Source organism: Rubripirellula obstinata (assembly GCF_001642955.1).
In the GTDB taxonomy this organism is placed as follows: Bacteria; Planctomycetota; Planctomycetia; order Pirellulales; family Pirellulaceae; genus Rubripirellula; species Rubripirellula obstinata.
The window spans coordinates 1-26,624 of sequence record NZ_LWSK01000076.1; the positions used below are offsets into that span (position 1 = coordinate 1).

Annotated in this window: 25 protein-coding genes; 11 read left to right on the top strand and 14 right to left on the bottom strand. The window is 54.4% G+C overall.

Annotated features, from left to right (window positions below; genetic code table 11):
• Window positions 1-167: 167 nt before the first annotated feature.
• From RC85_RS17245 to RC85_RS17255, 3 genes are read right to left on the bottom strand one after another with little or no spacing between them, the layout of a single operon-like run.
• Window positions 168-803, bottom strand: a complete 636-nt coding sequence (locus RC85_RS17245; RefSeq protein ID WP_149752625.1) for an esterase/lipase family protein — start codon at window positions 801-803, stop codon at window positions 168-170.
• Entirely contained in the window at window positions 784-1,938 is a 1,155-nt protein-coding gene (locus RC85_RS17250) for an endonuclease/exonuclease/phosphatase family protein (RefSeq protein WP_068265077.1), read from the bottom strand. The genes RC85_RS17245 and RC85_RS17250 overlap by 20 nt, the downstream gene beginning before the upstream one ends.
• On the bottom strand, window positions 1,935-2,177 hold the full coding sequence (locus tag RC85_RS17255) for a hypothetical protein (RefSeq protein WP_149752626.1): 243 nt from the start codon (window positions 2,175-2,177) through the stop codon (window positions 1,935-1,937). The genes RC85_RS17250 and RC85_RS17255 overlap by 4 nt, the downstream gene beginning before the upstream one ends.
• A 276-nt stretch (window positions 2,178-2,453) precedes the next feature.
• On the opposite strand from RC85_RS17255, the gene RC85_RS17265 reads away from it, so the two are divergent.
• From RC85_RS17265 to RC85_RS17280, 5 genes are all read left to right on the top strand, one after another.
• On the top strand, window positions 2,454-3,689 hold the full coding sequence (locus tag RC85_RS17265) for an AI-2E family transporter (protein ID WP_238383146.1): 1,236 nt from the start codon (window positions 2,454-2,456) through the stop codon (window positions 3,687-3,689).
• 111 nt (window positions 3,690-3,800) lie between these two features.
• Window positions 3,801-5,585, top strand: a complete 1,785-nt coding sequence (locus RC85_RS17270) for a COG1361 family protein (protein ID WP_084422775.1) — start codon at window positions 3,801-3,803, stop codon at window positions 5,583-5,585.
• Window positions 5,586-5,763: 178 nt separating this feature from the next.
• Window positions 5,764-6,522 carry a CDP-alcohol phosphatidyltransferase family protein gene (locus tag RC85_RS17275; protein ID WP_235033187.1) on the top strand — a complete coding sequence of 253 codons (759 nt, stop codon included), beginning with the start codon at window positions 5,764-5,766 and terminating at the stop codon, window positions 6,520-6,522.
• Window positions 6,515-6,670, top strand: a complete 156-nt coding sequence (locus tag RC85_RS27545; protein ID WP_160148068.1) for a hypothetical protein — start codon at window positions 6,515-6,517, stop codon at window positions 6,668-6,670. The genes RC85_RS17275 and RC85_RS27545 overlap by 8 nt, the downstream gene beginning before the upstream one ends.
• Window positions 6,671-6,987: 317 nt before the next feature.
• Window positions 6,988-8,211 carry a hypothetical protein gene (locus tag RC85_RS17280; RefSeq protein WP_084422776.1) on the top strand — a complete coding sequence of 408 codons (1,224 nt, stop codon included), beginning with the start codon at window positions 6,988-6,990 and terminating at the stop codon, window positions 8,209-8,211.
• A gap of 43 nt (window positions 8,212-8,254) precedes the next feature.
• Here the strand turns inward: RC85_RS17280 and RC85_RS17285 are convergent, their stop codons facing one another.
• The 4 genes from RC85_RS17285 to RC85_RS17300 all read right to left on the bottom strand — a co-directional run bounded on the left by RC85_RS17285 (window position 8,255) and on the right by RC85_RS17300 (window position 11,474).
• Window positions 8,255-9,112, bottom strand: coding sequence for a cysteine peptidase family C39 domain-containing protein (locus RC85_RS17285; RefSeq protein WP_200836745.1), 858 nt, complete (start codon window positions 9,110-9,112; stop codon window positions 8,255-8,257).
• Between the two features lie 76 nt (window positions 9,113-9,188).
• On the bottom strand, window positions 9,189-9,479 hold the full coding sequence (locus RC85_RS17290) for a hypothetical protein (protein WP_068265082.1): 291 nt from the start codon (window positions 9,477-9,479) through the stop codon (window positions 9,189-9,191).
• Window positions 9,480-9,489: 10 nt separating this feature from the next.
• Entirely contained in the window at window positions 9,490-10,716 is a 1,227-nt protein-coding gene (locus tag RC85_RS17295) for a zinc-dependent alcohol dehydrogenase (RefSeq protein ID WP_068265083.1), read from the bottom strand.
• Complete coding sequence (locus RC85_RS17300) at window positions 10,713-11,474, bottom strand: SRPBCC family protein (RefSeq protein WP_084422779.1); 762 nt, start codon at window positions 11,472-11,474, stop codon at window positions 10,713-10,715. The genes RC85_RS17295 and RC85_RS17300 overlap by 4 nt, the downstream gene beginning before the upstream one ends.
• 682 nt (window positions 11,475-12,156) lie before the next feature.
• On the opposite strand from RC85_RS17300, the gene RC85_RS17310 reads away from it, so the two are divergent.
• Window positions 12,157-12,951, top strand: a complete 795-nt coding sequence (locus tag RC85_RS17310) for an SDR family NAD(P)-dependent oxidoreductase (protein ID WP_068265086.1) — start codon at window positions 12,157-12,159, stop codon at window positions 12,949-12,951.
• Window positions 12,952-13,157: 206 nt separating this feature from the next.
• Here the strand turns inward: RC85_RS17310 and RC85_RS29045 are convergent, their stop codons facing one another.
• Complete coding sequence (locus RC85_RS29045) at window positions 13,158-13,472, bottom strand: four-helix bundle copper-binding protein (protein ID WP_084422777.1); 315 nt, start codon at window positions 13,470-13,472, stop codon at window positions 13,158-13,160.
• A 263-nt stretch (window positions 13,473-13,735) separates the two neighbouring features.
• Here RC85_RS29045 and RC85_RS17320 point away from each other — a divergent pair, with 263 nt between their 5' ends.
• From RC85_RS17320 to RC85_RS17335, 3 genes are all read left to right on the top strand, one after another.
• Entirely contained in the window at window positions 13,736-14,776 is a 1,041-nt protein-coding gene (locus tag RC85_RS17320) for a sodium:calcium antiporter (protein ID WP_068265113.1), read from the top strand.
• Window positions 14,777-15,404: 628 nt separating this feature from the next.
• The gene (locus RC85_RS17330; protein ID WP_157593955.1) at window positions 15,405-15,758 is read left to right on the top strand and encodes a hypothetical protein; all 354 of its coding nucleotides are present in this window, start codon (window positions 15,405-15,407) and stop codon (window positions 15,756-15,758) included.
• A 79-nt stretch (window positions 15,759-15,837) separates the two neighbouring features.
• A complete protein-coding gene (locus RC85_RS17335; RefSeq protein WP_068265094.1) occupies window positions 15,838-16,380 on the top strand; it encodes a hypothetical protein in 543 nt (180 codons plus the stop codon).
• Window positions 16,381-16,492: 112 nt separating this feature from the next.
• Here the strand turns inward: RC85_RS17335 and RC85_RS17340 are convergent, their stop codons facing one another.
• On the bottom strand, window positions 16,493-16,828 hold the full coding sequence (locus RC85_RS17340) for a hypothetical protein (RefSeq protein WP_068265096.1): 336 nt from the start codon (window positions 16,826-16,828) through the stop codon (window positions 16,493-16,495).
• 425 nt (window positions 16,829-17,253) lie between these two features.
• On the opposite strand from RC85_RS17340, the gene RC85_RS17345 reads away from it, so the two are divergent.
• Entirely contained in the window at window positions 17,254-17,601 is a 348-nt protein-coding gene (locus RC85_RS17345) for a Spx/MgsR family RNA polymerase-binding regulatory protein (RefSeq protein WP_068265098.1), read from the top strand.
• A 29-nt stretch (window positions 17,602-17,630) separates the two neighbouring features.
• Here RC85_RS17345 and RC85_RS17350 read toward each other — a convergent pair whose 3' ends face one another.
• Together RC85_RS17350 and RC85_RS17355 are read right to left on the bottom strand one after the other, a co-directional pair.
• Window positions 17,631-18,980, bottom strand: coding sequence for a CNNM domain-containing protein (locus RC85_RS17350; protein WP_160148069.1), 1,350 nt, complete (start codon window positions 18,978-18,980; stop codon window positions 17,631-17,633).
• A gap of 141 nt (window positions 18,981-19,121) precedes the next feature.
• On the bottom strand, window positions 19,122-19,421 hold the full coding sequence (locus RC85_RS17355; protein ID WP_068265099.1) for a hypothetical protein: 300 nt from the start codon (window positions 19,419-19,421) through the stop codon (window positions 19,122-19,124).
• A 113-nt stretch (window positions 19,422-19,534) separates the two neighbouring features.
• Between RC85_RS17355 and ahr the strand changes: the two genes are divergently transcribed.
• Window positions 19,535-20,533, top strand: coding sequence for an NADPH-dependent aldehyde reductase Ahr (gene ahr / locus RC85_RS17360; protein ID WP_068265100.1), 999 nt, complete (start codon window positions 19,535-19,537; stop codon window positions 20,531-20,533).
• A gap of 167 nt (window positions 20,534-20,700) precedes the next feature.
• Here the strand turns inward: ahr and RC85_RS17365 are convergent, their stop codons facing one another.
• From RC85_RS17365 to RC85_RS17375, 3 genes are read right to left on the bottom strand one after another with little or no spacing between them, the layout of a single operon-like run.
• On the bottom strand, window positions 20,701-23,910 hold the full coding sequence (locus RC85_RS17365) for an efflux RND transporter permease subunit (RefSeq protein WP_068265101.1): 3,210 nt from the start codon (window positions 23,908-23,910) through the stop codon (window positions 20,701-20,703).
• Window positions 23,907-25,418 carry an efflux RND transporter periplasmic adaptor subunit gene (locus RC85_RS17370; protein WP_068265103.1) on the bottom strand — a complete coding sequence of 504 codons (1,512 nt, stop codon included), beginning with the start codon at window positions 25,416-25,418 and terminating at the stop codon, window positions 23,907-23,909. Before RC85_RS17370 ends, RC85_RS17365 begins: the two co-directional genes overlap by 4 nt.
• Window positions 25,415-26,215 carry a TetR/AcrR family transcriptional regulator gene (locus tag RC85_RS17375; RefSeq protein ID WP_068265105.1) on the bottom strand — a complete coding sequence of 267 codons (801 nt, stop codon included), beginning with the start codon at window positions 26,213-26,215 and terminating at the stop codon, window positions 25,415-25,417. Before RC85_RS17375 ends, RC85_RS17370 begins: the two co-directional genes overlap by 4 nt.
• Between the last annotated feature and the right edge of the window lie 409 nt (window positions 26,216-26,624).

Consider the following 26,624-nt stretch of genomic DNA (forward strand, 5'->3'; position numbering starts at 1 on the left):
CATCGCCCCGCGCGTTCGGGCCAGCACAACGCGCGGGGCGATGCCCACGCGGTTAAACGATTTAGAAACTCTTCACGGCGTCGGGTAGAGCTCCTGATGGACTGAACCCTGGCGGGCCCAGCTACGAGAAAACCGGGAAGTTATTTCGGGACAGTTCCTGAGAAAGTTCACTGAAAAAGGTTGGCCTGCAGTTCTTCGCGGATGACTTGCCAGCCGTTGCGTTGGAACAGAACCGAATTATGGAATGCCCAGACATGGCGTTGACGGGCGACTCGGGGATCGTGCGATTTTTCTTGAACGAGTATCTCGCCTTTGACCCAAACGATCGACCGTTTGATGTGGATGTGGTCGGGAATCGACACCTCTGCGCGATCAGCCGACGCCATCACGGCCAATTCACAGGTCAGTTTTGCTGACAGCGACCGAGTGTGCCGCACGATGGGCACCGCCGTGGTTACCGGGCAGACAGAGACCAATGCACCAAAGTTTTGATGACGAGTCTTTTGCAGCGCCGATCGCGTGATCCAGTCGCCAAAACTATGAGCGACGATAGAAACTCGCTCGCCATTTCTCTCGCTATTACTCTCGCCACTACTCTTGCAATTGCTACTGTCAAGCAGTTTCGCGAGCGAGTCGGTGACGATGTCCAGGTCGCTAAAGATCCTCGGGTAATCCCAACGCACCACGGTATCGAAATCGCGTTTGAGGTATTGTTGCATTGGATACAACATCCAGGCGGGCGACATAAAACCGGGAATGAGGATGAGCTTGTTCGAGGAACGCTTACCAGTCGCGGATTGCATTCTCTGGCTCCCGCTGGACTGCATCACCGTTGTTTTTCTTGTTCTCCCGCGCCCGCTCGACGCGAATGTCGACCTCTTCTTCGTCGCCCGCCTTTTCTTCCAAGACGGTGTGTTCATCTTTCTGCCACGGTTCTAGTCGCAAATCAATCAACATCGGAAAATGATCTGAGCCGATGTTGGGCAAACGATGAATTTCACTGACTGTGAAGTGTGGCGAATGGAAAATGTGATCGAGCGGGTATCGGAGGAACCAGTGGTCGGCGTGGAAGGTGTTGAAGAATCCTCGGCCGCGACGCGGGTCCAGCATTCCGCTCGTTCGCAAGAACAGACGCGTCGTTGCCGACCAAGCAACGTCGTTCAAGTCGCCGCCGATGATCGTCGGGCCGGTCACGTCGGCGAGTTCCTGTCCCCAAATGGTCAACTCGGCGTCGCGAGCCGTCGCGTTATTGCCTCGCCATGGTTCGGGCGGGCGAGGGTGAACGGCCACGAACCGAATCGTTTCGCAGTCGTCCAACTGGACCATGGCGTCAATCGACGGAATGTCATCCTGAACCAAAAATCGAATGTCGTGATCCACGATCGGCAATCGCGACAACATCATCATTCCGTACCAGTTGTCTTGTGGATAAAGAACGCGATACGGATAACGATCAAAAAGTGGATTGGCAGCTTGGACCCATCGCTGATCTGCTTCCAAAACGACCAGGATGTCCGGATTGGCGTCAGTGACCGTGTTTCTCCATCGAGCAAATTGGTCATTTTCTTCTTCAACGTTGGAAACCACCACACGGATGGTCCGGGGATCGGCGCGATGGTGATGTTGATCGACCGCAGCGGTCGACTTGGCCTGGCGAGGAAAAACCGGCGTGTAGGGAACGATCCGGAACCCATGCCAAAGTGTCAACGCAGTCGCAGGAATGATGAACCACCATTTTCCAACAAGGCTGGGAGGGCCTGCGAAATAGCACCAAAGGGCGAACCCGCCGGTCAGAAACCAACCAATCATGATGATCTGGACCCGCGGGAAATCCCAGCCGCGAATGAACCAGTGCGGATGTGAACTGAGGTTCAACAGCGATCCTAGCACCAATGCTAACAGCGGCAGGAGTAACAGGACTTCGATGGTGGGTTTCATCCGTAACTCAATGCATTTTGACAATAGGATTCAAAGGAAGGCGTGCGATGTCGGGCGTCTGTCGCTGAACTGAGCAAAATTTGCCGCAGATCAAAAACGACGTCTTCAAAGACGACGTCTTCAAAGACGACGCCTTCGAGTGGCCAACGATTGCAAACACCGCGCCGGAACAGCGTTTGCGTTACTTCGCAACCCATGCGACCCGCGTTCGCCGCACTTGGGAACTGTCCCGAAATCATTCTTCGGTTGTCCCGTAGCTGGGCCCGCCAGGGTTCAGTTGATCATTCGCTGCACCCGACTGAACCCTGGCGGGCCCAGCTACGAAGGATTTCGCCAAATGCGGAATTTGTTTTGTGGCAGTTCCAATTTAAAGAACGAGCGGGCCACTATAAAAAGTCGCACGTTCCTAACGAAAGAAAACTCGAGCTTAGGGAGAGGATGATGGATGAACACGACAAACGGTTCGACGGTTTTGGCGGCAAGGTCCAGGTCCGAAGCCTTTTGGGAGACGCATGATGTCGCCTGCCAATTCACCTCCTGCCAATTCACCTCCTGCCAATTCGCCTCCGTCCAGGCTCGATCGCTACGAGATCCGTTCCTCTCGAAATCTAGTTTCCGCAAACCAGCAATCAGACGGGCGGGCAACGTCACCGTGGATTATTTGCATCGCCATCATCTTGTTGCTTGGGCTTTTGTATGTTGCCAGCAGTCTTTGGATACCGCTTGCGATCGCGTTGATTGCCTATTTAACGCTGCGGCCCGTCGTTGCCAAACTCTGTCACCTTGGGCTTGGCCAAACACCGGCCGCGGCGGTCATCATCATCGGCCTCTTTTCGATCATCGCCGTCATCGCAACCGTGCTTTACAGTCCGTTACAGACATGGCTCGCTGAGGCACCCGAAAGCGTTCTTCGTTTGCGTCAGAAAGTGACCCAGGTTGCCGAGCCGCTGACGACGGTCGATCGGGCCGGCGACCAATTGGATCGAGCCACCGCGCCGGTTAGTGGCCTGCCTGCCCGAAACATGACTGTGGCCGTCGAAAAACCAAGTCTGATCAATCCGTCTTACTTGATTAATCAAACCGGTCATCTGCTGGCATTTATCGGAGCGATTGGCGTACTGACATTCTTCATGCTATGCGGCGGCGACGACGTTTTGAATCGAGTCCTGACGGTGATGCCTGACGAGAAAAAACGCAGCGAAGTGTTGGCAGCCATCGGCGATATTCAAGACAACGTCGGTCGATATCTTGGTCAAATTACGATGATCAACATTGGGTTGGGCGTTGCGATCACGATTGTGATGTGGTTGGTCGGAATGCCGACACCTTATCTTTGGGGCGTGATGGCAACTCTATTGAACTTCGTTCCGTACATTGGTCCGATCGGCGGCACGTTGATCGTTTTTGTTGCAGCGGGCAGCGTGTTCGATTCGTTTTGGCGTGCGTTGATGATTGCGGCAGCGTTTTGGCTAACCACCGCGGTCGAAGGTCAGTTTGTGACGCCAACCATTCTTGGCAAGACATTGAAAGTCGGATCATTGGTCGTGTTAGTTGCTGTCGCCTTTTGGGGATTCATGTGGGGACTGCCTGGCATTCTGTTATCGGTGCCTTTGTTAATCGTGATGCGGGAAGTGTGTTCTTGTTTCGACGCAACGTACCCGCTTGCCGTTGTGCTCGGTGAAGACCCGTGTCGCCCCGGGCAAGAGTGCGAGCCGGTGAAAGAAGACGAACCAATTGCGAAAGCGGTTTAGCTGGAGAGGTTTGAGATATTTTGGCACGCCCATTGCTTTCCATTGTCATTGGACATCGAGCGAACGACTTGTTCGCCATCTTCACCCCTCACACCAGAACAGGACACGATCATGTTACGAACCATTCATTCTTCATTGCGAGGCACGCTGCCTTCATTGCGAGGAACGCTGCGGGCGATCGCTTGCACAGCCATCGTTGCCGTCGCCAGTGGATTCGGTCACGCCGGCGCAGACGACAGCATGCAAACCGGCGACGGATTGCTGATGATCAAAGCCGCCATGCCCGAGCAAGCTCGCGTTGGCGAATCATTCACCTATAACGTCGAAGTCATCAACGCTTCGGACAACGTTGTTCTCCACAACGTCAAATTGAAACAAAGCAAGGCGAAGGGGTTCATCATCGAATCGGTTTCGATGCAGGGCAAGTCAGGGAATTGTGAAGATTGCGGCGAAGACCAAAATCAATCTTCACAGCAAGAAAGCAAAAGCAAAAATAATTCGACCAGCGAAAAGCAATCGGGTAGCGACCAGTCGCAATCGAAAGGCAAGTCCAAAGACTCGATGATCATCAAGCAGCTTGGCCCTGGCGAAAGCCGCACCTTTGTCGTCCATGCCTCGGCCGACGAAGAGGGCGAACTGAGAAGCTGTTTGCAGATTGCCAGTTACACACCCGCGATGTGCTTGACCAGCCAAATCGTCAAACCACAACTCGAGCTGACCAAGACCGCGCCTAAGAAGGCCAACCTATGCAACGTCATCGAGCTGTTTTACAAGGTCAAAAACGGTGGCAGCGGTGACGTTGGTAATTTCACCGTGACCGACTCGCTGGGTGAAGGCCTAGCGACGATCGAAGGCAGCAGTGAGTTGTCATTCCCCGTCGATGGCTTAGCCGCTGGCGAATCACGCGAATTCGTTGCCCGGGTTTACGCACAGAAGCCTGGTGATTTCAGCAGTCGTGCGATGGCCAAAGCTGAGAACAGCGAATTGAATAGCCGCAGCAAGAAAACGACCACCAAAGTGATCGCCGCCGATTTGATCGCCAAGGTCAATGGGCCATCGCGAATTTACGGTGACGACATGGCACAATTCACAGCCACCATCACCAATACGGGTAACGTCGCCGCAGATTTGGTGAACGTGAGTGTGAATTGGCCCAGCAATTCCAACCTTGTCGACATGGGCAACTATCGATTGATGAAATCGACCTCGTCCGATCAATCGCAATCGGAATCATCGAACTCGCAAGGCGAACCAACGATGGCAAAGAAGCAAGATTCGTCGAAACAGGATAGCAGCGGCAGCAACAGCCAGCAGGTCCAAATGCAAAGCGATTCATTCGTGATTGAGCGTTTGGAAGCTGGCCAATCGGCCCAGTTCACCTACGCGATCCGCACCGACAACTTGGACAAGTTGCCGACCAAGATCGAAGCTCGCTACGTTTGCACCGTCGATGCTGCTGAGGATCAAACGAAGTCAACTGCAAGGGCGACAGCGATGGCCATGGCGACTGCAAAGGTCGTTCGCTTACCAGCGTTGCAATTGGCTGTGATCGACGACGAAGATCCGGTTAGAAACGGATCGAAAGTCCAGTACACGATCAACGTTTGGAACGAAGGCGACGCGCCGGACCAAAACGTCCAGTTGGTCGCTCAATTGCCCAACAACTTGAAGTTCGATTCGGCCGATGGACCGACCGAAGTCAATAACGACGGCAGCAGGATCACCTTCGAGCCGATCAAGTCGATGCAACCTGGCGATCGTGCCGAGTACACCGTGACGGCCAAGCCAACGGGAACCGGCAACGCTCGCTTTGAAGCAGCCTTGACCAGCAAGATGCTGCAGAGCGAAGTCATCGGCGAAGAACCTACTCGTTTGTTTGAAACTTCCAATAGGTAAGTCCAAACTTCTGACTTCACGCAACCTCGCCGGTAACCCCGGCGAGGTTTTTTGTTTGAAACGACGTGTGAGAATTTACTACAGAGCCACAGAGGGACACAGAGAGTTTTCTAGGAAGTGGAAACTCTGTGCTCCTCTGTGACTCTGTGGTTCCATCAGAAAAGTGTTTAACGCGAACATGAACCCCGCCTATCTCGTTCACCTGTTGACCGCGTCCGGTGTCATCCCGGCGGCGCTGGCGGTCCGCGAGCTGGTTCAGCCCGATTGCGATCCGCGAATCGTGTTTGCGTACCTACTGCTTGCAACCTTGATTGACGCCGTCGATGGACCGCTCGCTCGGCGGTTTGATGTCAAGCAGAACGCGGGCAGCATTGACGGGCGTGTGATCGACGACTTGCTCGACTACCTGACATTCGCCTTCATTCCGTTGATGCTGATCTGGCGAATGGATTGGATGGCCGCTGGATGTGGGTTCACGGTGACGTTTGCCATGGTCGCCAGCCTGCTTGGGTTTGCACATCGACATGCCAAAGACGAATCACGCGGCGTGTTTCGCGGCTTTCCGTCCTATTGGAATCTGTACGCGATCTATGCTGGCGTATTCAGCACCCAAATCAGTCCCTGGTTAACGGCAACCACACTATGGGTGTTGACGGTGCTGACCGTTTCCCCGGTCTGGGTTCTGTATCCCAACTTGGCTCCAAGGCGATGGAAAATGCCTGTCTTTGTGGGTGGATTGATTTGGACAGCATGCTTGGCAGCGATTTTGCTCTGGGATTACCCACGCACGCCCATGTGGTTCGTTTGCGTATCGCTCGCCTATCCAGCGTTCTACGTCTTTGCGTCGATCAAGCACGCGCAATCAACGGATCCGAACGCAGCGGACGCAGCGACAAGTCCCTTCACAGCAAAAGAGTCATCGCCACGTCATGATTGAAAAATGGATCGCCGCGTCAGCCGCACAGTTCGGAATGATCCTGTTGACGGCGTTTGTCGTTTACGCGGGCATTCTGATTCATACCCGCATCGCTGGCCTGCGAAGTTTCTCGAAGATTCGAAGATGTCGTCGTCTGACTTTGCGATGACGATCGCAACGGGATCGCTTTTCGGTGGCTTGTCGGTGGCTTGTCGTGCGGCCCCGGACGCGCGGGGCGATGCCCACGCGGTTAAACGACTTAGCGACGGTGAACCTGTGGCACGAAGGTTGCATCGACAGTCATTGAGAAGACACCAAGACATACGACATCCAACGATCCTAGCCCATGAGCTTTCTGAAGCAATGATTCGCAGAGTTCGCGAAAAGCCGCCGCATCACACTGGCTGCCGTCTGATAATCCAATGCAGCTTCAAGGCATCGATCCCACGGTCGCCGAATCATGCATGGAATTGGTAATCGGTTCGCATGATGGGTAATACAGTGCATCATCCAGTGCTGCTGATCGAAATCGGCATTGTCGTTGCCGGCGAGATTGACGCGGTTGACCAGCAGGCGTTGAAAAACGCGATTGACGCCGCCCGATCGACGCTGCAAAGCACCTTTGCAACCGCTGGATTGACGTTTCAGTTTGTCCAGACGCAGCGGCGAGAATTGGTTTCGGACGCGCGAGTTGAACCAAGCGTATTGTTGCGACAGGCTCAGGAAGAACGCGATGTCAAAGGCTGGGATTTTGCTTACGTTGTGACAGCAGCCGAATTGGTTGGCAGGTATTCATCGTCGTCATGCTTCGCCGCATTGAGTCGCCCGCTCGATGCCGCCGTGTTTTCAACTTCGCTCATCGATCCGCAGGCCAGCGACCAGACCAGCGCTGCCTCGCAGCGGATCGAACGACTGACGATGCGTTTGACGCGGTTGATGTTGCACGCAATCGGCCACCTTTCGGGCTTGCCACAAGTCGACGGCGGTGACCGCGTGATGGCACGGCCAACCGAGGTCGGGCATCTTGATTCGCCTGCCGTGTTTAGTCAGGCGGAACAGTCGAAGATTCAGCGTGCTTTAGTCGAAACGGCGGATCAGCGTTTGGAAGAACAAAACGGGGACGTTGGCAACCGACTGACATTTATAATTCGAGCGTCGTGGATCAATCGGCTGGAGATCATCGAAGCCGTCTACGCCGCTCGTCCGTGGCAGTTCCCGCGCCGATTGTCTGGGCTGACGATTGGTTCGGTGTCAACGTTATTAATTTTGCTGATGACGGCTGAAGCATGGGATCTAGCACTTTCGCAAAGCAAGCTGTCCGTCAGTCTACTGGGCGTGTTTGTGGCGATTGCAACAACCGGATTTGTTGCTGTCAGGCAGCAACTATTGATTCGGCGTCGCCGCAATCGAAGCGAACAGAATGTGGTGACAGCATTGTCAGCGGTTCTGATCGTTGCGTTCGGGATGGCGACCACTTGGGTGTGTCTGGCCGTGGCCGGCATGTGGGTCGCAACCATGCTTTTTTCCTCCAACCTGATCGCAAGTTGGGCGACGTCGGGCGACCTAAATGCCGACAATGTAGGGCTGGCTAGCCGATGGCTGATGAGTTGCTTTTGCAGTTCACTCGGGATCTTGATCGGTGCCTTGGGTGCAAGTTTTGAATCGCAAAACTATTTCCAGCACGTCATCTTTGTGGATGAAGAACTGTAGCGATGTTCAAGCTCCGCAAACCGTAAGCGGATTGATTCCTAAATCAATCAAGTCGAATCCCGTCGCCGTGCCACAGGACTTGCATGTCGGCCATCGACCAAGCCTCCAGACCGACCGATGGATCGCCAATCATCAGGCCGAGTCCGTCGGGCGTTTTGCCCAAAGCAACGACACTGTGCCCCATTCCCGGTATCCAGCCCCACTGCGTCGCGTAGCGGGTATCATCGGTTCCAAATGGTAATTCAACGGCCAACAAGACGGGCCAGTCGTCGGCCGAAATCAGTTCGTCAAGCGTTTCATTGATGACGGCCACCGGTCGATTGTTTCGATTGGCAACGATCTTGATTCCTCGGTACAACCCCAACGTCGGCGTGCCGCTTGAATCGGTTAAACAAAGCGGGATCATCTCGGATTCGCTGACGTCGATTCCTTCGGCTCGCAGAAGCGTTGCCGCAGCGGCGGGGCTGCATGTCGCCCAAGAGGTTTGCATCGCGACACCGCTTTGCCAATCGTCACCACCTTTTGGCGGCGGGCGAATGGCGATCGATAAAAACGGCCAGAAAATTGCGGCAAGCGAGCCGATCGCCAACAAAATCGTCAACATCGATCGTCGCCAAGCCGGTGTTTTGGGCAACCGCCAAGCCCAACCAGCAGCCATCGCCGCAAAGATGGCCGCGAAGTTCGTGTACACGATTGCGGCGGAGTCCGTCACGAACCTAGCCCAAAACAATTGACCTGATCCGTAGAACAAGAAATAGACCATCGCCAATGTCGCGATCGCCAAACCAAGAATCGTTCGCTGGCCTTTCGACGAATAGGCAACGAAACTTGTGAACAAACCGGCCGATGCGGACAACCCCATCATGACAACCGTGGCAACGAATAGATCGATTGGCATCATTGAGGTTTGTTATTCCGTCACGCGTTGGCTGTCATAAGTGCTGATTGTAAACGATGAAAGGACCTGCGTAGATTGGCTAGCGGATCTGAAACCCAGACCGCTTGGCTCGATCGACCAAGTCGGCGTGACGTTCCGCCGCTTCGGGAATCACGATCTCGGTACCCAACGGCAGGTCAGCCGCCCGGTAGACCCGACCCGAAACGTCTTCCACCAACAACGGAACCTGATCCGACGATGATTCATATTCGTCGGTCAGCACGCCGGTGCGAGTGCTATCCACGTTGGTCCGAGCGGCATCGTCGTTGGTTCGCATTCCCGCGTCACGCGAAAACGCTTGATGACGAAATTGAATATGAACTTGAGACATCGGATTTTTCCTAAGCGTTGAGGGTGGCGGCGGTGTTCGTGACATCCGACGACTTGCGTGAGAGCGATTGAGTCGTCAAAACCACCTTCACACATTCGTCCTGTTTGTCCTGGAACGTTCGGTACATCTCCGGTGCATCGGCCAGATCCATGCGATGCGTGATCAAGTACGTCGGATCAATTTCGCCATCTTGAATGTGCGACAGCAACTTCGGCAAATAGCGATGGACGTGGGTTTGGCCCATGCGAAACTGCAAGCCTTTACCGAACGCGGCCCCGATCGGCACCTTGTCCAAGAACCCACCGTACACACCGGGCATAGAAACCGTGCCTCCCTTGCGACAGCTACGAATGACTTGTCGCAGCACATGGCCTCGATCCGTTTCCAGCATCAATTTGTTGGCCACCAAGTCGTACCAATGATCGAGCGACGTTCCATGCGCCTCGCTGCCGACGGCATCAATGCAAGCGTCCGGTCCGCGGCCTCCGGTGAGATGCTTGAGCGTTTCAAAGACGTCAACGTTTTCATAATTCAGCGTCTTCACCCGATCGTGGGTGCTGGCGAGTCGCAAACGTTCGGGGAAGCGATCAATCGCGATCACTTGTCCCGCACCGAGCTTGACGGCACTCCAGATCGCAAACTGCCCGACGGGACCACAGCCCCAAACGGCAACCGTGTCGCCTTCTTGGATGTCGCAATTGTCAGCCGCCATGTAACCGGTCGGGAAAATGTCCGACAGAAACAACGCCTGCTCGTCACTCATTCCTTCGGGCACTTTCAATGGCCCCACATCGGCAAACGGAACGCGAACGTATTCGGCTTGGCCGCCCGCGTAGCCGCCATACAGATGCGAATAGCCAAACAGTCCGGAACCCGCGTAGCCGTACATCTTCTCAAGCTTTGCCGCGTCCGGGTTGGTGTTGTCACAAAGCGACGTCAAATCTTTTTGACAGAAAAAACAATTGCCGCACGCGATCGTGAACGGAATCACCACACGGTCGCCGACGCGAGTGTGTTCCACGGCGGAACCCACCTCGACGACTTCGCCCATGAACTCGTGACCCAAAACGTCACCCGGCTGCATCGCTGGAATCCGCCCCGCGTACAAGTGCAAATCACTTCCGCAAATCGCGGTCGATGTCACTCGGATGATGCAGTCTTTCGGATTGACGATGCTCGGGTCGGGAACGTTTTCGACTCGAACGTCTTCTTTACCTTGCCATGTGATCGCTTTCATCGTTGGGCTCCATTGATTGCGGCGGTTGCGGTTTCTCCGGTTTCCATCAATTGTTTGAATCGACGCAGGTCTTCGTCGACTTCCTGCTGTAATCCTTGCCCCAGCAAGTTGGCCAGCTTGGCAACCGGCCAACCGCCCGGTGGGTCGTACTTGATCGTGACTCGCAAGACGGTGCCTTCGCCGGACGATGGTTGTTCAAAACGAACCGAACCCGCATTGTCGACGTCCGCACCGGGAAGCGATTGCCAAGCGAGAAGCTGACCGGGTTGATCGGAAATAATTTCGGCGTCCCATTGCAAGGACTGACCCAACGGCCCTTTCGCAACCCAACGTGATCGCTGATCGTCCAGCGGCGTGACCGATTCCAAGTGACTCATCACGTTGGGTAGGTTCTGCAGATTCCTCCACAAACCGTACAGGTCGCGTGGATCGCGGTTGATATGGACCGCGGAAACGACCTTGCGTCCACGACCGTGATCGACCCCTGGTGTTTGCTCGGCAGTCGTATCAATGCCCATGCGTTTGTAGAGTTCACACTGACCGCTGACGCCGCGGTAAATCAGCGAAGCGCCGGCCAGCAAACTGACCAGCCGCAGTTTCGCGTTGGGCATCAAGCCATACGCCAGCAAGCCACCGCCGGCAAGAATCGAACCGAGTTGTTCGTTGTGACCGACGTTGCGACAGCCCGTGCTGGAGTTGCATGAGCTTGCATCTCGCAGTTCGTCGTAACGCGGCGCAGAGGTTGAGTAGGTTTCCATGAGCGAATCCTTTTGTTGAAGTTGTTCCATCCATCTTGTTGGACGTCGGTTAACAGCAGATCCTGCTTGCAAACGTCGCGCCATTGACGCTCTGACATGGATGAGCCGACCAACTTCTTAACAACGCTTCGATAAGACGGCGTTGCCGGGGGGACATCGATTTGATTGCTGCTGGCCTGTCGATTAACGACACGCTGGCGCGCACTCGGCAGGGAACTGCCGGTCCTCCAGGCTTATCGTGCAGCCATTCATGCGACGTCTCGGAGGGGCAATCAAGCCAAAGTCTGATCGCTTTCGCCCCAGCCGGGGCTTCGTTTTTTGCTGCGTTTGATTCCGTGGGTCAAGACCCACGGCACCGTGCTGTCGCCCCATCCGGGGCTAACGAAAGTCCCATTGGGATATCGCCCAGCGCCGCGAAGGGATTCTAAATTGTTTAACCGCGTGGGCATCGCCCCGCGCGTTCGGGACCGCAAGACGCGTTGGGCGATGCCCGTGCGGTTTAACAAGAATGCGGAAGTTGTTTCAGGACAATTCTTTATCGGAATCGATTCCGTTCTACATGCATGCTGTTGCCATTACGTCGGTAGGCCGTCAAGGAAAAGGCATTCCGAAGGGCACGCGAATTGCTTGCTAACCGCGGTGCAAACCGCTTCAAACTTCACAACTCTTACGACGTGTTCCCATGGATCTAAAAATACAAAACCGAGTCGCAATCATCACTGGTGCCTCCACCGGGATCGGACTAGAAACCGCCAAGGTCTTGGCTGATGAGGGAGCACGCTTGCTGCTGACCGACCAGCCCGAAACGGATTGGTCGAACGTTGAAGAACAACTCAGTGACTATCAATCGATTGAAGCCGACTTGACCAGCCAATCTGATTGCCAGCGAGTGATCGAAAAGGCGACCGATGACCTTGGTGGTTGTGACATCCTCGTTCACACGGCGGGAATAACGGGTCAAAAAGGTCATCCACTGGAAGTGACCGACCAAGCTTGGCAAGAAGCCTGGGAGATCGACTTTTTCACGGCCGTCCGAATGTGCCGAGTCGCGGTGCCGGCGATGCGGAAAGGGAACTGGGGACGATGCGTTTTTATCACCAGCGAAAACGCGGTGCAGCCGTACGTCGAAGAAGCGGTTTACAACTGCGCAAAAGCCTCGTTGGAATGCTTCGTCAAGAGCCTGTCCAAAGCCGAAGGCGAGCACAACGTGCTGATCAATTCCGTAGCTCCCGCGTTCATCAAGACGCCGATGACCGACGGGATGATGCAGCAGCGTGCCGACAAGAATAATGTTGACGTTGATGAAGCGGTGGAGACGTTTTTGGAGGAAGAACGTCCCGGGATTACCGCGAACCGACGCGGCAGACCCGAGGAAGTTGCATCGGTCATCGCCCTGTTGTGCAGTGAGCGGGCCAGTTTTGTTAACGGCAGCAACTATCGTGTCGACAGCGGTAGTGTGATGACAGCGAATTACTAGTGGCCCATGTCAGCTCAATCTTCGGTTAGGAGGTAGCGGAAGTCGCGTAGACTTTCGGCGTCCCCCCTCGTAGCCGAAACTCTTGGCGAGTTCCGCTACCCGAAAATTGAGGTGACGCGGAATACTAATGGCCCAAGCAATCGTCTTGCTGCGCAATCGTCTTGCTGCACTGCCGTCTTGCTGCACTGCTTCAGCGGTTCCTCCCGTTATGCCGCCATGCTGTGGCAGGTTTCAACGCACTCGCGACATGCTTTGGCACAAGCTTGGCAATGGTCATGCTCGTGAGCTTCACATTGCTCGGCGCACCATTGGCAAACATCCGCACAAAGCTTGCAGATCGCTTCCGCGAACCGACTGTCCCGTGCCATCGCTTGCGAACAGAGCAGGCAGATGTCAATGCACTCACGACAACAGTGTGGGCAATCGTTGTTACTATCCATGTCAATCATTGCGCTGAGACATCGCTCACACGCGATCGCGCATTCTTGGCAAGCATCAATGCAATTTTGGTGGCTACTCATCTGTTGGGGTCTCCTTTAAAAGTGGATTCGTTCCTCGAAGCAGTGTTTTCAACTGGTCGTTTAACTTTGCAATCACTGTGCCAAGCGCTGGACTAATTGCTGGGCCACCCACGGGGCCATTTCGGGGTTCATTTCGGGGGCCTTTTCGGGGGCGATCAAACGGCACAAAAGGTGCTTCATCGATCGCATGTTGCCTGGTCGACCGCAGCCGCGATTCGTGGGAAGTCTGGTTCGCCGATGATTCATCCAAAGGAAGTCAACCGTTGTCCATCATTACCGCCTGGTGCTTGTTCGCAATTTCTGCCGTCGTGATCGCCGCGGTTGGCAGTCGGATGACGGCGGTGGCCGACCGGTTGGCCGATCGCACCGGATGGGGTGAAGCGATCGTGGGAGCCACGTTGCTGGGAGCGGCGACGAGTCTGCCGGGCATCACCGCGTCGGTCACTGCCGCGGTGGATGGCAAACCTCAAATGGCATTGTCCAACGCGATCGGCGGCATTGCCGCACAAACGATGTTCCTGGCCATCGCCGACTTGACTTATCGCAAAGCGAATTTGGAACACGCGGCAGCTAGTTTGGCCAACATGCTGCAAGCAGTGTTGTTGGTGTTCATCTTGTCGCTGTTATTGATCACGATGGCGACCCCTGCGATCGCCTTTTTCGGTATCCATCCGGTATCGCCATTGATGTTCGTGATTTACTTTGCCGGATTGGTGATGGTCAAGCGAGCCAAGGAATATCCCATGTGGCAGCCACGTTCGACAGATCGCACGCGAACCGACCAACCGGACGAAAAACAAACGCCGGCGTCGCAAGATTGGGGATTGTGGCTTCGCTTTGCAGGGTTCGCGTTGATCGTCGTAGTGTGCGGCATCGTCGTCACGCGTTCTGTTTCCGCAATGGTCGATCATCACGATTGGCTCGGCGAGTCGGCTGCCGGTGCGTTCATGACCGCCGTCGCGACGTCGCTGCCCGAATTGGTGACGTCGATTGCCGCCGTTCGTCGCGGAGCGTTAACGCTGGCAGTTGGCGGGATCGTCGGCGGAAACTGTTTTGACACGCTGTTCGCCGCGGTGTCCGACATTGCCTACCGCGACGGATCGATCTATCACGCCGCCGCAACCGCAACAAGTTCATCCGGTCCAAGCGAGATGACGTTGATCGCCGCAACGATCGCGATGACCTCGCTTCTGTTGGGCGGTTTGTTGTACCGCGAGAAAAGCGGAGTGGCGGGGATCGGTTTTGAATCCGTCGGCATTATCGTCATCTATTTGGGACTGCTTGGCGTGATGACGTTTGTCTAAGGATCGATACGGCGACGATCGATAACCGCTCGTTGCAAACTGGACAGCGTTCCTTTGAATGCGTGTAATCGTGATTCGTCCAACGTTCGAGCGCATTCGAAACTGTTTTAAACCGACCTCGCAGGTTGCCGAAGACCTGCCCGTAGATGATCCCGCCAGGGTTCAGTCGAGCCAAATCCAATCGTGGACTGAACCCTGGCGGGATCAGCTACGTTTCCAAACAGTTTCTTGGCCGTTTTGGCGTTAGCCTGGGACGCTAAGAGTTTGTGGTTGTGGAGTTATTGTTTGCGCAGGTTTCATTCTCATCGCGATGGTGACTGCTTCCGCCGGGCTTGCAGGCTGTCGATTTGATCGTTTAACAGTCAGCCGAAGGCGTACTACCCACCCTTCGAGTACGCCTTCGGCTGACTGTTAAACGAAACGCAATGACTATTTGAATAAATCGACGAGCCGTAAGCCCGGACGGAAATTGATCGAGACGTCTAATGCGTTTCTGTTCCATCAACGTCGCCTCATTGGCATGTCTCTTGCAGAAGCTCTGCCACAACTCGCAGGCAAAGTTTTCTGATGCGGAAAAGTTCACCGCTCACTTTGTCTGCCGATCCCTGTATCTCTGAGGTGCAATACGATGACGTCAAAATTCTGGAAAGCCTTCTGTGCCATGTTCGCGGCCGTCGCGCTGCTGCAAGCTCCCACGTTGATGAACACTGCGATGGGCGATTACTACTTGGAAGAAGAAGAGTGGTATGACCCGTCGGACTGGTTCAACGGCAGCGACTATGAATGGGAGTACGAAGACGACGACAGCTACTACGAAGCTTCGTACTACGACGATGGCTACGCTGACGACGACTGGTTCTATGACTCGTACGGCGACGACTACGACTGGTACGACGACGGATACTACGACGACGACTATGACTACGACTACTACGAAGATGATTACGACTACGCCGAAGCGTACGACTACGATCTGATCTAAACCGATGTGATCGAAAGACGTTCACACCGATTTAGATAATCATCTAATCTGACCCCTAAATTTAAGCGAGAATTTAACCATGTTGAAACAAATTACCGTGACCGCAGCGTTGGCTTTTGCCATGTTGTTTGCCTATTGCCCGACAACAGCTTCGGCGCAGCAGAGCGACAGCAAGTCGAAACAAAGCCAGTCGCAAAACGATAGCAGAAAAAAGAATTCCAAGAACCAAAATCGGAACCAAGACCAGCAGTCTGATTCCAACGAAAGGGCCAATGGATCCAAGCAGTCCAGCGAATCGCTAACCGGCGAAGGCCAAGTCCGCGCCAGCAAGAAGGTGAAGATTCCTGGCACGACGATCGAGAACTTGGTCGTGTTGATCGACATGAAGAAACCCAACAGCGATCGCACCGTAACCCGCGTTGTCGATCTCGGTCCTGTGAAAAACCTCAAGTCGCTGAAGGTACGCCAGGGCGACCAAATTAAAACGACCGGACGTGTCGTGCAGGTCAAGGACAAGCAAGTGATGATGGCTGACGAAGTCACGTCGCATAATCAGACGAAGAAGATCAAGCGTCAAAAGCCGAAGAGCAAGTCGGAACGTGACAACAAACGCGATAACTAATTCGCTGAGTTGACAGAAGCGACTTTCGCTTGTCGAAGCCGCCTGCCGGTGGTGTTGCTGCAATCCAGCACACCACCGGTTTTTTTGTCAGTTCATTCAGCTCAATGGGCATTTACCAGCCGAAATTACCCAGTCCATAAATTCCGCGGTGGTAGCCACCCAGGTTGTAGCCGTAACCACGATAGGGCAACCGATACATACTTCGATACGGCGACCCGATGCCGATGCCAACCGGAACTGGCGCTCGATATCGCAGCGCCGGGGCACGGTACGGAGTCCGGTAATACGGCGTGCGATGATACGCTGGACGCAAAGAATACACGGGCACAACCGCGGCATAATCGCAGTGATGGCGGTGATGCCCCCAACCAGCGGACGCTTCTAATTGATCAGCGATCAAACAGCAACCAATCGCAAGCAAGGTGGTCGTGAAAATTCGTTTCAACATTCGATACTCCTTTGAAGTGGAACTGCAATGACCACCACAGAACGCCTGTGGCGATCACAGATCCAGATCAACACATGCAAACACCGCGCCTCGTTCACGCTTCTTTTCGCTTGCCGCTTGATCCGGCGAGTATGTTTCGGAAGCCAGCATCGATCACGGTTGCTGGCGTTTCTTTTTTCGCTGACTGTATCTAATCTGTTCCCGATGCAAGCCGTTTTGAATTCCGCAATTTTTAGGATCAGTCGATTTGTGGATTCAATGCTTAGCTGAACAGCGGCACTTCACGCAAGAAAACTTCCGGCGGAATCGGCGAACGCGATCAACAGCAACGTCGTCACTGGAAGTGCGTCCCGTGAGACCGGCCGACCCAACGCACCTCGATCATCACAGAGATCATCACAAAGATCATCACAAAGGCAGTCGCGATGAAAATGTACGGTTACAAGAAATGTGGAACTTGCCGGAAGGCGATGAAGTGGCTCGATGAAAAATGCGTTGCTTACGATTTCATCGATATCACCGAGCAACCACCCAAACAAGTCGAACTGAAACAAGCGTTGGCGGCCGGTTATCAGACCAAGGACCTGTTCAACAAATCGGGCGGCCAATACCGGGAACTCAACATGAAGGACAAGTTACCCGGTATGCCTACGGCGGATGCGCTGAAGTTGCTGGCCGGGAATGGCTATCTTGTCAAACGCCCAATCTGCCTGGGCGATGACAAAGTCACCGTAGGCTTCCGCGAAGAAGTCTTTGACGAAACATGGGGTTGAAAAACATGGGCAGTAAAGCGAATCGCGACCTATGATTCTGGCGTTTCTTTCGTCGTGGTTTGATTGACGTCGATCCCGCGGGCTTTCATGCGGCGACCCCATTTTTCACGTGCCACCTTTCGCATATTGACGTTGATGTCAGCCTCGTCAACGATCTCGATTCCGATCAGGGTTTCGACAACGTCTTCCAGGGTCACAACGCCCTCAAGTCCGCCGTGCTCATCGACGACAATCAAAATGTGTTCGCGATTGTCCAGCAGTTTCTCCAGCACCTCGCTTACGCGAGTTTTGTCGAGGATCGCGTTGAGTTTTCGCTTCGTGAAGTCCTTCAATTGTGTTTCACCGTTGTTGCGAATGTCGTCCATCAACAACTCGTTCTTCAAAACGAAGCCGGTGATGTTGTCGCGATTTTCAGAGTAGATCGGGATTCTTGAGAAGTGGATCTTTTCGTGCTTTTGCAACACTTCGTGGGCAGTCATGTTTTCCTGCAGTGCAAACACGACCGTGCTGGGCGTCATGATGTCTTCCACGCACAGGTCAGGAAATCGAAACAGGTTTTGCAGAATCTGTGATTCCTTTTCGTCCAGGTGCCCGCCTGCGGCACCGATGCCCGCAAGCGCCGCGAACTCGTCACGATTAAACCCGTGGTGACTGTGACCACCGGCCAACCATTTCGTGATCAACTCCGACACAAAGATGAACGGATACAAAATGAAATTCAGGAACTTGATAAAGCTCGCCGATACTGGCGCGAGTGTTCGCCAGTAGAGTGCTCCGATGGTCTTGGGGATAATCTCCGAAACAAACAGGATCAACAGCGTCAGAATGATCATCGCGATTCCAACAGCACCGTCACCCCAGTACTTCGCCGCGTAAGCCCCCGCACCGCCCGAACCGATCGTGTGCGCGATCGTGTTCAGTGTCAAAATCGCGGCCAGTGATCGATCGACGTTGGACTTCACGCTCTTCACTTTCGCAGCGCTGGACTTTCCCGCTTTTTCTAGGTTGGCGACATACGATGGCGAAATACTTAACAAGACCGCTTCGGCTACCGAACACAACGAAGAAAACAGCAACGCAATCAACGCGTACATCACGCAGAGGAACAAATCCTTTGGGTCGTAGCTGCCACCACCGCTGCCCAAGTCTTCACTGGAAAGCTGCCCATCACCATCCCGGTCAAGATCTCGAAACGCTTCGGGCATCTCACTAAATTCGGCACCATCGATTTGTCCGTCGCCATTGGTGTCGAAAGCCTGCACCGCGGCACTGACGACAGGCGACGCCGCGGGGGCTCCACCACCAGCCGCCAATGCTGAGTCACCAGCGAATGCAACAAACAGGAAGGAAAGGCAAAGAATTATGGGAGTGCGGGTCATGTTTCGTAACTGATTATTAAATGAGTCAGTGGTTTCAAATTCAAGACGCATAATGTTCGATCAGATCAGGAGAATTTGCGATCGCGGATGAAAAGCGACTAGCGGCCGTTAAATGTACACGGTGGACAGGCTTGCAAGATGTTAATCAATTCGCCGCCCTTGGCGAACGCCTGCAATTGACCTCAATGCAGCCTGAGTGATGGTATACGTCGCGAACGGTACGAAATTCGCTGATAATTCGGAATAGAAAACGGAGGAAGAAACCGATCCAGCCAGCATGCGCGTCGGATGCGAGCCACGAATGGCTGTCGCAGAACCACGGATGTTGGATACCCTGTCAGCCAAAAATACGGCAGCCAAAAATACGGCAGCCAAGATTAAAACCGTTTCCCCGATCGAGTTTTTGACCGCCGCAAAAATACGTGGTTCTGCGAAGGCCATCCGTGGTTCATTCATTGCCAAACGGCCTCGCACCTACAACCACCGAATAAAACCACCGAATAACAAACGAAGTGTCGAACAAACTGTCCTCTTTTTAAATGAAACGATAAGCCATGATCACAGCCTACGCCGCCAGTTCACCCGAATCTAAATTTGAAAAAATCGAATACGACCCGGGTGATTTGCATCCCGACGAAGTCGAGATCGCGGTCGAGTATTGCGGGATTTGCCACAGCGATCTGAGCATGAAGAAAAACGATTGGCAGCTAACGGAGTATCCGTTTGTCGGTGGTCATGAAATTGCTGGAAAAGTCGTTGCAACGGGCGTTGATGTCGAGCATTTGAATTTAGGGCAGCGTGTCGGTGTGGGCTGGACCGCCCGTTCGTGCATGCACTGCAACCAATGTCTGTCGGGTTATCACAACCGCTGCGCCGAGGCTCAAGGCACGATCGTCGGACGGCATGGCGGGTTTGCGGATCGCGTTCGCGCGCAATCCGAATGGGTGATTCCGGTTCCCGAAAATGTCGAACTGGTCGATTGCGGACCACTTTTCTGTGGCGGGCTAACCGTGTTCGCTCCCTTGATCGAAAATAACATTCGGCCAACCGATCGCATTGCCGTTGTCGGAATCGGTGGACTTGGGCACATGGCGTTGCAGTTCGCCAAGTCGTGGGGATGTCACGTCACCGCGTTCTCGACATCGCCTGACAAAGAAGACGAAGCAAAGTCGATGGGAGCTCACGAATTTCTGAACTCGCGAGACGAACAAGCTCTTGCGTCGGCAGCCAATCAGTTCGACATGGTGATCGTCACGGTGAACGCGGACCTTCCTTGGGACGCTTATGTCGCGACGCTAAAACCCGGTGGTAAACTGCATCTTGTTGGGGCCGCTGAATCGATCAAGGCAACCGTCTTTCCCTTGATCATGGGCGAAAAATCGATCGGCGCATCACCGACCGGCGGGATCGTGCCGGCGCGACAAATGATGGACTTCTGTTCGCGTCACGCCATCAAACCGATGATCGAAAAGTATCCAATGTCCGACATCGACGAAGCGATGGAGCGACTTGAATCGGGCAAAGCTCGCTATCGGGTTGTACTGGAAGCCTAGCAGGGGTTCTTTCGCGATCCTTTCGTGATCTTTGAAAGTAGGCCGTAGCGAGCCATAGCGAGTTACGGCGTTGCGCAAATTGCCGTAACTCGCTATGGCTCGCTACGGCCTACATGTTGGTGGTCAGAGATATGTGCCGTTGCCACCAAGATCGAAATCTGTGAACACTAAATTCCGACGGGTTGCTTCCACAGGACCGCTTGGAACGCGTTTTGAATTCGGCTGATGAGACTTGGTTTCTGCACTCGCGAGGCGATTAGCCATTGATGCAAACTTGGCACCAAGACCAGTGCCAACAACGAAGCACCCAGCACGCCGCCGCTCATTGCGACGGCTAGCGGTGGCCAGAATTCGCCACCGCTGACAATCAGTGGTGCAAAACCGGCGATCGTTGTGATTGTGGTTGAGATCACGTGTCGCGAAGCGTGCATGACTTCGTCAACCGCGGCTTCGATGTTGCCCTTGCACGCATCGGCATTGGTTCGGATGCCGGCCAGCACGACAATCGAATCGTTGATCGCTACGCCCAGTAAACCCATCGTGCTAATGATCGCAATGAAACCGAACGGGTATCCCCCAATTGCTAACGACAACATTGCCAATCCCATCGATAAGAACCCAACCAAACCGATGATCGCCGCCATCCGGAACGAACCAAACGACAACACCAACGTCGCCACCATCATCACCAATAACAACCCAACGGTGGACAACAAATTACCCACCGAATCGTCTCGCTTAGCTGCTTCGCCACCGAACGCGAGGCTATAACCTGAACCTAAATCCAACGGCTTTGTTTCCAATGATTCTTCGATGAAAGATTGCACGACGCTGGGCAGCACACCCGATTTGATGTAGACAGAAATCTCGTTCATTCGTTTACGATCCAAACGCGGAATGGCCGCCGATTCAGGCAGTAAGTCAATCGACGAAATTGCAGAAACCGGCGTCATTCGTGGCAGACCCCTTGCGTCGGTGCCATCCAATATCAAGTCAAGCGTTTCGATTCGCGTCAAACTGCTTCGCTCTGCATCGCCGACGCGAACGACGACCGGCAATTCCTCGTTGTCCTGCAAAACCTTTCCGCCGCGAGCTCCTTCCAGCGTCGTTGCCAACTGCATCGCCACTTCCGCAGGAGTGATGCCTGCCGAAGCCGCCATCGATTCGTCCACGTTGAATGACAACTGCGGCAAGACTTCGCTTAAATCGCTGCGGACGGCGACCACGTCGGGATGGTTGGTTAATCGTTGCCGAACTTCATCACCCAGGGTCCGTAACTGTCGCAAATCAGGCCCGAAGATGCGGACTTCCACGGGCGCTTCAAACGGTGGCCCCTGTTCCAGTTGGCGAACCAGAATGCGTGGCTTGACGAATGCGTCGTCAAGTTCGGTCTGTAGCTGACGAATGATGGGTTTCGGATTGACTCCTTCGTCCATCGTCACGATTGCCTGAGCAAAATTGGGTTGGCCGCGTCGATCGCCGTTGACGTTGTAATAGAACGCGGGTGCCGAAGCACCAAAGAACCAATCGACGCGAGCTGCACCGGCTTCACGAATCACATCGCCGATTGCATCAGCGGTCTGTCGCGTTTCACCGATCGCAGCGGTGATTGGCAAATCGACTTGGACATGAAATTGATTTCGATCGGTCGGCGGGAAAAACTGTTCTTTCAGCGATCCTGCAAGGACAAATCCCAGGATTGGGAACGAGATTCCAGTCACCACGCCCAGGCTGGGATGCGTCAAGCAGGTTCGCACAAACCGTTTGAACCATGCCGACAACCAAGGGATCGATAGTCCATCTCGGAAAAAACGAATCAAAAAGCTAGGCCGTTTCTGAACTTCGTTTTCATCCTGTTCAAACCGACCGCTGACCAACATCGACGCCATCGTCGGGATCACGGTCAACGCCAAAATGAAAGATGCAAAGATGGCCATGATCACACTGATGGCGATCGCACCGACGAACTCGCCACCACCACCGGGCATCAACGCGATCGGTGCAAAAGCAAATGCAGTCGTCAACGTTGATCCGAATAGAGGCACCGCCAAATGCTTGACACTGCCCACCATTGCATCGGATGCCGAAGCACCGTCACGCAGTCGCCCTTTGACTTCATCGACCACCACAATCGCGTTATCAATCAACAAACCGAACGCAATGATCAAACCGGTCACCGACATTTGGTGAATGGGAATACCGATCAAACGCATTCCAAATAGAACCATCAAACTGGCCAGTGGCAACGTCAACGTCACGATCACAGCACTGCGCCAACCCATCATCACGAAGATCACGATCGCAACGCCCGTGGCCCCAAACAGCAAATTGTTTTTCAGCGTTTCCAGACGTTCCTCGACATAGTCGCCTTGCACCAGCAAGCGATCCAAGACGATTCCTTCGGGCAACGTTTTCGCGTATTCGTCCAGAACCGGCATCGCTTTGGCGGTCCAAGCGTCGATTCGTTGGTCGTTGCGGACCAGCACGCCCAGCACGACTGCTTCCTTACCATCCAAGTTTGCTGATCGCGGCATTGGATTCGGAACGCCCAACGACACGTCGCCGATTTCCGACAATCGCACATCTTTACCATTAAGCGAGGCGACCGGAATGTTTGCGATGCCCTCAACCGCGTCCAGTTGGTTCTGGACTTCGATCAGCATCGACATCGGTTGATCGCGAAGCTGCCCAGCAGTTTCCTTGGCGTCGTAGTTTTCAACTCGCTGCGCGATCATCGCGGCGGAAAGCCCCATCGACGCGGCGCGAACCGGATCGATGCGTACCTCGATTTCTTCCCCCGGATCGCCAAAGCGATCAACAACCTCGGTGCCAGCGATATTCTGCAATTTGTCTTGCAAGTCGGTGGCCAACCGACGCAAAACTCTGTAATCCGGTTTGCGGGGATCGTCCCAAGCGACACCGACGATCAGCGCGTAGGCACGTGTGACGAGATCATCGAACAGCGGACGACTGGCTTCCGGCGGAAGCAAAGAAATCGAATCTTCGACCTTCCCCCGTGCTCTGGCCCAGACCACGCCGGGCTCGTAAATGTCATCACGAAGTTCAATATTGATCGTGCTAACGCCAACTCGACTAGTCGAACGCAACTCTTTGATTTCTTCGATGTCGCGCAGCGAATCTTCGATCTTTTCAGTCACCAACGATTCCACTCGTTCGGCCGTCGCGCCGGGCAGACGCGTGACGACGAGGGCGACGCGAGGCGTTAGCACGGGATCTTCCATCCGAGGCAGGATTGCCAGGCTGCTGATTCCCGCGACGACGATCAACGCCAACACCATCGTCAACAATCGCTTGTCGCGAAAAAAACCGGCCGCAAACTGCTGGATCAGGCTTGGCTTATCGGCTGGGCCCCTCATCGAACGATTCCAGTCACATGCACACCGGGCGCAACACGATGCACGCCGTCAGTGATGATCCAATCGTCCGCACTCAGGCTAACCGTCACCAACGACATCGGCCCGGCGGTTTTAATGATTTTGGCATCCAGCAAAGACACTGTCGCATCAAAACCCTTCGTTGCACCGGATGACGCATTCGTTTCATCTGGGCGAGCCGCGTAGATTGCCCACAACCCGCGCACACCTCGAACGAGCGAACCCGACGGAATCCAAAAATTGGCTTCAGTATCTTTTTTGACCGTCGAAGCCAACGCCTGACGATCTCGCAAGCGATCCGCCGACAACCAAAGCGTTGCAGGTTGCCCGATCAACGAAATTTCGTCGGTATCAAACTCGACCACCATTTCGCGTGTCCGAGTGATCGGATCAACGCGAGGTTGCATCCGCACGACGGTCCCGCTTTGTCGCCGATCACCATTCTTACCCACAGAAATCTGCACTTCGTCGCCAATGTTCAGCGTCGATGCCGTTGACGCCGGTACGCCAAAATTTGCTTCCAGCGGCGGTTGTTCTGCGATCGATACAACGGCTTGGTTTGGACCGACAACGCTGCCTTCGTCAATCAAACGCTCGGTAATCACGCAGTCAAACGGAGCCACGATGCGACTGTCGCTTAATTGCACGTCGATCAATCGCCGCGAGGCCGCCGACATATCCAACCGAGCCTTGGCGGCTTGGATTTGCTCACTGCGAGTACCTTCGATCAGTTCTTGCAATTGCGACTCGGCCTCGTTCGTCGCCGCGGTCAAACGATCGGTCGCCTGTTGTTCGTCCTGCAGTTCTTCGATGCTGGCGGCGCGTGCCTTGACGAGTCGTTGACGCCGGTTCAGTCGGTTTCGAGACGCGATCAATTGAGCTTCTAATTGTTCGACGCGAGCTTCCGCTGCGGCGATCGTTTGCTTCCTTGGCCCCGCGATCGCTTCGTCAAATTGAGCCTTCGCAACGCGTTGTTCGCTATCGGCTAGGTCGGCTTGTGCGATCAGGTCCGACGTGTCCAACACCGCGATCGTATCGCCGGCTTTCAATGCGTCGCCAGCGTCAACCATCACATTTTCGACGGGGCCGCTACGGCGAAAAGACAGTGAACTTTCGCGTCGCGGAACGACCAGACCGCGATATCGTGTCGCGACATCCGGCGCAGCAATCGATCCGACTTGTTGGACGCCAACGCGAACACGATTGACCGCCGTCGATGCAGTTGAAGTGGCTGGTTTGCCTTTGCTTGACGTACTGACCAAGATAAAAACCAGCATCGCGATTCCGATCGGCACAAGCATCAAACAGATCACCAACCACCAACGTAATTCGCCACGCGGCGACTTTTTTAATTGATCGGAAAGCTTGATTGCGTCGCTCGGATCGACCGAACCGGTTTGCTGACCGGTTTGCTGGCCGGTTTGCTTACCGGGCTCTGATGTTTCGCGTGGTTTTTTCTGCTTTTTGTCCAAAGCTTCCATGGTGCTCATGTTCCGGCCTCGCTGCGAATCGCTGTTCTTGATTTGGGGGGTGGCGTATCCGCATCGGTGTTTCCGGATAGCTGGTTTGCATGATCTTTCAAAACTGGCCCCACTCGGCGTAGGTACGCTTGGTAATCCAGTGGATCAAACATCGGTTGCCAACCGAAAGAATCCAGTAGCGCATTGCAGTTATGATGAATCGTTGATCGGACATCGCGGATGCCGATCTCTTCGAGCGACGGACTGCTGCGATCAATGATGAGACCACCAAACGATAACGACCAAAGACCAAAGCAAACCCGTTCGATCATCTGCTCGGCGGTCAGGCCGGCCGGAAGCGGCAGGTCACGATCGGCGATGGCTTGGTCGATACAACTGCCCGCCAATTTCATGCACGCCATCTCGTTTTCGCGAAACAGGTTTTGTCGTGATTTTGATGTCCGTTGCCAAATCGATTCGTTGCGGATCGCTTGTTCAATCGCAAAGGCGAGCGGCATTTCGTCGGCGTAAACCATCGACGCAAAGCAGATCGACGCAATCTTCTCGCGGGACGTCGTCGCTACATCGACCGCTTTATGAAAAAGACTCAACCGACGCGCGACCGCCCGCTGGGCCATCGCCACCAAGATCTCTTCGCGGTTCTTGAAATGGTTGTACAACGTCCCTCGGGTGCATCCGACCAGCTTGGCAATCCGTTCCAACTTCACGCCATCGAGTCCATCTTCGGCAAGCAATTGATAGCCCGCGGACAGGATATCCCTGGTGCGATGCTGAATTTCAATTTGCTTGGCCGAGATTTCTGTCATAGGGAAACGGTAGTTGGAAGCTTAGATTTGACAAGTCGTCAAAATAGCTGGTTTTGTTGCGTTAGTGCTATCGATGCAGGAAAATGCCATGAAATTTGTTGCAATTCCAGGTTCATGCAACTGATCGGCAATTGGATGTGCCATTGGATTGGTGGGTTTTCTGGCGCGTTGTCAGGAAATGTCCATGTAGACTTAACGCTTAACGCCGTGAAGAGTTTTGGACTGTTTAACCGCGTTGGGCATCGCCCCGCGCGTCCATGCGGGGCGAAACGCGCGGGGCGACGCCTGGACCGCTAAATCTTTGGGATTGCATCAGTTCTCGTTTGCGCAGGTTTCATTCTCACCGCGACGTTGAGTGCTTCCGCCGGGCTTGCCCCGGACGGAGCGGCAACTGGAAGCTACTACTAAC

What these genes read in the sequence shown, in the direction of transcription:
- RC85_RS17275 (WP_235033187.1), top strand. Translation starts at nt 5,764, where the DNA reads ATGAACCCCGCCTATCTCGTTCACCTGTTGACCGCGTCCGGTGTCATC.
- RC85_RS17355 (WP_068265099.1), bottom strand. Translation starts at nt 19,421, where the DNA reads ATGGCCTTCGCAGAACCACGTATTTTTGCGGCGGTCAAAAACTCGATC.
- RC85_RS17290 (WP_068265082.1), bottom strand. Translation starts at nt 9,479, where the DNA reads ATGTCTCAAGTTCATATTCAATTTCGTCATCAAGCGTTTTCGCGTGAC.
- RC85_RS17255 (WP_149752626.1), bottom strand. Translation starts at nt 2,177, where the DNA reads ATGATTTCGGGACAGTTCCCAAGTGCGGCGAACGCGGGTCGCATGGGT.
- RC85_RS29045 (WP_084422777.1), bottom strand. Translation starts at nt 13,472, where the DNA reads ATGAGTAGCCACCAAAATTGCATTGATGCTTGCCAAGAATGCGCGATC.
- RC85_RS17370 (WP_068265103.1), bottom strand. Translation starts at nt 25,418, where the DNA reads ATGAGCACCATGGAAGCTTTGGACAAAAAGCAGAAAAAACCACGCGAA.
- RC85_RS17375 (WP_068265105.1), bottom strand. Translation starts at nt 26,215, where the DNA reads ATGACAGAAATCTCGGCCAAGCAAATTGAAATTCAGCATCGCACCAGG.
- RC85_RS17345 (WP_068265098.1), top strand. Translation starts at nt 17,254, where the DNA reads ATGAAAATGTACGGTTACAAGAAATGTGGAACTTGCCGGAAGGCGATG.
- RC85_RS17270 (WP_084422775.1), top strand. Translation starts at nt 3,801, where the DNA reads ATGTTACGAACCATTCATTCTTCATTGCGAGGCACGCTGCCTTCATTG.
- RC85_RS17340 (WP_068265096.1), bottom strand. Translation starts at nt 16,828, where the DNA reads ATGTTGAAACGAATTTTCACGACCACCTTGCTTGCGATTGGTTGCTGT.
- ahr (WP_068265100.1), top strand. Translation starts at nt 19,535, where the DNA reads ATGATCACAGCCTACGCCGCCAGTTCACCCGAATCTAAATTTGAAAAA.
- RC85_RS27545 (WP_160148068.1), top strand. Translation starts at nt 6,515, where the DNA reads ATGATTGAAAAATGGATCGCCGCGTCAGCCGCACAGTTCGGAATGATC.
- RC85_RS17295 (WP_068265083.1), bottom strand. Translation starts at nt 10,716, where the DNA reads ATGAAAGCGATCACATGGCAAGGTAAAGAAGACGTTCGAGTCGAAAAC.
- RC85_RS17245 (WP_149752625.1), bottom strand. Translation starts at nt 803, where the DNA reads ATGCAATCCGCGACTGGTAAGCGTTCCTCGAACAAGCTCATCCTCATT.
- RC85_RS17250 (WP_068265077.1), bottom strand. Translation starts at nt 1,938, where the DNA reads ATGAAACCCACCATCGAAGTCCTGTTACTCCTGCCGCTGTTAGCATTG.
- RC85_RS17285 (WP_200836745.1), bottom strand. Translation starts at nt 9,112, where the DNA reads ATGATGCCAATCGATCTATTCGTTGCCACGGTTGTCATGATGGGGTTG.
- RC85_RS17265 (WP_238383146.1), top strand. Translation starts at nt 2,454, where the DNA reads ATGTCGCCTGCCAATTCACCTCCTGCCAATTCACCTCCTGCCAATTCG.
- RC85_RS17330 (WP_157593955.1), top strand. Translation starts at nt 15,405, where the DNA reads ATGACGTCAAAATTCTGGAAAGCCTTCTGTGCCATGTTCGCGGCCGTC.
- RC85_RS17280 (WP_084422776.1), top strand. Translation starts at nt 6,988, where the DNA reads ATGATGGGTAATACAGTGCATCATCCAGTGCTGCTGATCGAAATCGGC.
- RC85_RS17365 (WP_068265101.1), bottom strand. Translation starts at nt 23,910, where the DNA reads ATGAGGGGCCCAGCCGATAAGCCAAGCCTGATCCAGCAGTTTGCGGCC.
- RC85_RS17335 (WP_068265094.1), top strand. Translation starts at nt 15,838, where the DNA reads ATGTTGAAACAAATTACCGTGACCGCAGCGTTGGCTTTTGCCATGTTG.
- RC85_RS17350 (WP_160148069.1), bottom strand. Translation starts at nt 18,980, where the DNA reads ATGACCCGCACTCCCATAATTCTTTGCCTTTCCTTCCTGTTTGTTGCA.
- RC85_RS17300 (WP_084422779.1), bottom strand. Translation starts at nt 11,474, where the DNA reads ATGGAAACCTACTCAACCTCTGCGCCGCGTTACGACGAACTGCGAGAT.
- RC85_RS17310 (WP_068265086.1), top strand. Translation starts at nt 12,157, where the DNA reads ATGGATCTAAAAATACAAAACCGAGTCGCAATCATCACTGGTGCCTCC.